The organism is Cyanobium sp. NIVA-CYA 375 (assembly GCF_056108345.1).
In genome coordinates this window covers 1-588 of record NZ_JBSYHW010000391.1, presented here as the reverse complement: position 1 = coordinate 588, position 588 = coordinate 1, and the positions used below count along the sequence as shown (strand labels likewise).

2 protein-coding genes are annotated in these 588 nt (G+C 58.7%); one reads left to right on the top strand and one right to left on the bottom strand.

Annotated elements, in window-relative coordinates:
* A partial coding sequence (locus AC01FP_RS18755) for a hypothetical protein (RefSeq protein ID WP_474482426.1) occupies positions 1-224 on the top strand: 224 nt, incomplete at its 5' end.
* A 63-nt stretch (positions 225-287) separates the two neighbouring features.
* Here AC01FP_RS18755 and AC01FP_RS18750 read toward each other — a convergent pair.
* Positions 288-588, bottom strand: a 301-nt coding sequence (locus AC01FP_RS18750) for an amidohydrolase family protein (RefSeq protein ID WP_474482425.1), incomplete at its 5' end; no start/stop codon positions are given.

Genomic DNA, 588 nt, shown 5'->3' with positions numbered 1-588 from the left:
CCCGCGAACGTCGCAAATTGTGTCACTTGCGCGATGTTCGTAACACGGTACCAAAGCTATGCCAACCAATTTGTGCGTTGCAACAAGTCTTTCAATCAACAACAAACTTGTTTCTGATCGTCTCCTCATTGAAACTTTCCCGCACCTGCCATCGTGGAATGGGCGGGGTGCCGGCTAGCATCAACTTGGTATCAGCCGGATGGCATATTCTGGTTTCTGTTTGATGAACACAACTTTAGGCGGTTCAAATCTCGACCAGACGAGGCTCGGGCAGGACAGATGGAGCTTCAATTAGCCCGGGCATAAGCGCGGGTGCCGCCGACCCAGGTTTCCAGCACGCGAGTCGCACGCAGTTCCTCGGGAGTAACAAGCAAAGGGTCGCGATCGATCAGCACGAAATCGGCCCACAATCCCGGTGCCAGCCTCCCGAACCGCGATTCGGCGAAGCCGGCAAATGCCCCGCCATACGTGAACGCAGTCAGCGCCGCTTCTCTGGTCACCTTCTCGCCCGCGCGCCAGCCGCCGAACGGCTGCCCGCCTGCATCCTGCCGGGTGAATGCCGCCGCCAGCCCGGCAAACGGATCGGAC